This window comes from Mycobacterium gordonae (assembly GCF_001417955.2).
Taxonomy (GTDB): domain Bacteria; phylum Actinomycetota; class Actinomycetes; order Mycobacteriales; family Mycobacteriaceae; genus Mycobacterium; species Mycobacterium gordonae_B.
The window spans coordinates 1-3,948 of record NZ_LKTM01000106.1; the positions used below are offsets into that span (position 1 = coordinate 1).

A 3,948-nucleotide genomic window follows, 5' to 3' on the forward strand; every position below is an offset into this window, starting at 1 on the left:
CCCCCCGAGCCACCCGCGCCGCCGGCTCCCGTAGTGCCGGCCCCGCCTGCGCCCCCGTTTCCGGCGCTGACGGCGCCCGTTCCGGCAGTGGTGCCGGCGCCACCGACGCCACCTTTGCCCCCGCTGACCCCGCTTCCGCCGGAGCCGCCGTTCCCAGCTGCGATGGTGCCGTTTGACAGCGAATAAGAGATCGCCGCCAATCCACCCTTGCCGCCGTTTCCGCCGGCGCCTGTGGTGCCGTCCCCACCGGCACCGCCGGCGCCGGACGTGACGTTGCCGATTCCGCTGTTGGTCGCGTTACCGCCATTTCCACCGTCCCCGCCGGTGCCGCCTTTGCCGCCGCCGCCTCCGGCTCCCCCGGTGGCGTTGCCCGTAGCGGCGCTGTTTCCGGCGATGACACCGCTGCCGCCGATGCCGCCGTCGCCTCCGGTGGCACCGGTCCCGCCGGCTCCGCCGGCGCCGCCGGCGGCTGATCCGACTCCGGTCGTATTGGCACCGCCGCCGGCGCCGCCCTTTCCGCCCACGCCGGAGGTGCCGTTGCCACCGTCGCCGCCGGCGCCCGCCGTTGCGGTGCCGGTTGCAAGGGAGTTGCTGATGGTGGCGCTGCCTCCGATGCCCGCCGCTCCGCCGGAAGTTCCGGCGCCACCGTCGCCGCCGCCACCACCGGTGGCAGACCCCGTTCCGGTGGTGCTTGCTCCGCCTCCGGCCCCGCCCACGCCGCCGGCGCCGGTGGTCCCGCCACTTCCGCCGTTACCGCCGTCGCCGCCGGTCAAGCCGGCGCTGCCTCCGTTCGCGGAGCTGGCACCGCCCTGGCCTCCGGTGCCGCCGCCGCCGGGCCCGTCGCCACCGTTTCCGCCTGAGCCGCCGATCGCTTTCCCTGATCCGCCGGCGTTCAAGCTGGCGGTACCACCGACTCCCCCGTCGCCGCCGCTTGCTCCATTTCCGCCTGCGCCACCTTGGCCGCCTGACGCGGTACCGCTCGAAGCGCCGTTGTTGCTGCCTGCATTTCCGCCGGCGCCGCCCTTGCCGCCGATGCCGGTGCCGCCGCTGCCGCCTGCAGCCCCGGCGCCGCCAATCGCGTTGCCGGTCGCAGAAGTGGTCGATGCGCCGCCGCCAGCTCCGCCGGTACCACCGCCGATCGCGCCGGCGCCGCCGGAACCGCCGATACCGCCGATCGCTGAAACGGTCGAGCTGCTGTTAGTAACGGTCGCGCTGCCGCCGAAGCCGCCATTTCCGCCTGCGCCGGTGCTGCCTTTTCCGCCTGCGGCGCCGCTGCCGGCCGTTATGGCGCCGGTCCCGGCGGCGGCACTACCACCGCTACCGCCGCTACCACCGCTAGTGCCATTGCCGCCAGCAGCGCCATTACCGGCGGTAGCAGCACCGGTGGACGCGGAGTTCAAGACGGTTGCGGAGCCGCCGTTGCCGCCGTTGCCGCCGGCGCCGCTAGTGCCACTGCCGCCGACTGCACCCCCGCCGCCGGTGACATTTCCGTTTCCGGTGCTCGTGACTGTCCCACCAAATCCGCCGTTGCCGCCGATAGAGCCGTTACCGCCGGCGGCGCCGTTACCCCCGAAGCCGCTACCGGTGGAGGCCAAGTTGCTGATCGTTGCAGTGCCGCCCGACCCGCCAGCCCCTCCAGTACCGGTGGTGCCGCTCCCACCCACAGCACCAGCTCCGGCGTAGACAGTTCCCAACCCTGTCGACGACGCCGCGCCGCCGGAGCCGCCGGCCCCACCTGTGGCTCCGTCGCCGCCTGCTCCGCCATTGCCGCCGGTGGAAGTCGCAGCTGAGGCATTGTTCACAACATTTGCCCCGCCGCCATTCCCACCGGACCCGCCAGTGGTGACACCGAGACCGCCGACGCCACCGTTGCCGCCGCTGGCCGATCCCGTTCCGCTATTGGAGGCGGTGCCGGCGGCGCCGCCGCTGCCGCCAGCGCCGGCGGTGCCGTTGCCGCCGGCGCCGCCCGAACCGGTGACGGCGCTGCCGGTTGCTGCCGTCTGCGAAACAACCGCTTCCCCACTCCTGCCGCCCGAACCGCCCACGCCACCGTTGCCGCCGGCTCCACCGTTACCGCTTTTGGCGGATCCGGTTCCTGAATTGCTCGCAATTTCGCTGAATCCGCCTTTACCGCCGGCGCCGGTGCTGCCCTTACCGCCGTCACCGCCATCGCCGGTCGTCGCCGATCCGCTCCCCGCATTTGCTGCGGTACCGCTGCTGCCGCCGTCACCGCCAGTCGCGCCCGACCCGCCGGCCCCGCCGGCCCCGGTCGTGACGTTGCCAGTGGAGCCGCCTCCAAAAATCTGCATGGCGTTGCTGGAACCGCCCTTACCCCCGTTCCCGGTTGTCCCGAGGCCGCCCTTGCCGCCAGCCCCCCCGATCAGGTTGCCGCTCACGTTGAACGAGTTACCACCCCCGCCATCGCCGCCGGCCCCACCGTTGCTGGAACCAGCACCGCCGTCTCCGCCCGCGCCGGCGATCGCGTTGCCCGATCCTCCAAGGACAAGTGTTGCCGCGCCCCCGTTCCCTCCGGTGCCGCCGTTCGCGCCGGCGGCACCGGTCCCTCCGCCGCCGCCCAGGGCGTTGCCCGTTGCTGCAGCGTTGCTGATCAAACCATTGCCGCCTGCGCCCCCGCTTCCACCTGTGCCGGTTGTTCCTCCACTGCCACCATCGCCACCGCGACCTCCGGCCGAATGTCCGGCTGGACCGCTGCTGGTCGCCGAGCCGCCCCCTCCGCCGTTCCCTCCGCCAGCGGCGCCGCTTCCTCCATTGCCGCCGGCACCGCCGGTTGCCGCCCCGGTAGCCACGGAATTGTTGATGTTTGCATCGCCCCCCTTCCCGCCCTTCCCCCCCGTACCGGAGCTACCGCCGTTGATGCCGTCGGCTCCGGCGCCGCCAGTGGCGTTACCCGTGCCGTTGTTGAACGCTGACCCACCGTCCCCGCCGTCGCCACCACCCGCGGGTCCAGCGCCACCAACCCCACCTGCACCGCCGATCGCGTCCCCGGTCCCGGCATTCGTCGCGATACCGCCTGCGCCGCCATTACCGCCTCGCCCAATGCCCGAGGAGCCACCCTTTCCGCCCACGCCGGCGACGGCGTTGCCGGGCCCCTCGTTCTGGCCGGCTCCGCCCGTACCGCCGTTACCGCCCGCGCCGGTGCCCAGAGCGTTGCCGCCATCGCCGCCGGTGCCGCCCGCTCCGGCGATCAGGCCGCTCTTGCCGCCCGCCCCGCCGTCGCCGCCGGCCCCGGTGCCCAATGCCGAGTTGCCGCCAGCTCCGCCTGCGCCGCCGTTGCCGTAGCTGCCGCCGTTACCGCCGGCCCCGCCTTTCCCCCCTGGCGTGCCGGATACTGCGCTAGACGCGTCGTAGCCGTGACCGCCCGTACCTCCGTTGCCGCCGTTACCCGGAATGATGGATCCCGCAACTCCACCCGCGCCGGCGGTGGCGCCTGGTCCACCCGCGGCTCCGCCGCTGCCGCCGAGGCCGAAAGTGCCTGGGTCGCCGCCGTTTCCGCCATTGCCGCCGACGGTGCTGGCATTCCCGACACCACCGGTACCGCCGTTGCCGGGTGCCCCGGCGTTACCGCCGACTCCACCGGCACCGCCGTCGCCAAAGCCTCCCGCGGCGCCGAATAGCGCTGACCCGCGGCCACCGGCTCCGCCCATTCCACCGTTGCCAGCGTCGCCGCCCGAGCCGCTGTTACCGCCCGTGCCGCCGGTGGCGCCCACCGTCGTCGCGTCAAAGCCCGCACCACCAACACCGCCCACTCCCCCGGCACCGCCCACCCCGCCTTGCCCACCGGCACCGCCCGAGCCATAGAGCAGGCCACCGTTGCCGCCGGCTCCGCCCATACCGGCATTGCCGCCGTCCCCGCCCGGGCCGCCGGTACCGCCAGGTGACGTCACGGTGCCCGCGGCACCCGCGGCGCCGATCGCGCCGGCCCCACCC

General features: G+C 74.1%; 1 protein-coding gene. It reads right to left on the reverse strand.

The window, feature by feature from the left end:
• The coding region (locus AO501_RS40150) for a hypothetical protein (RefSeq protein ID WP_055577707.1) at positions 1-3,948 on the reverse strand (3,948 nt) is incomplete at both ends.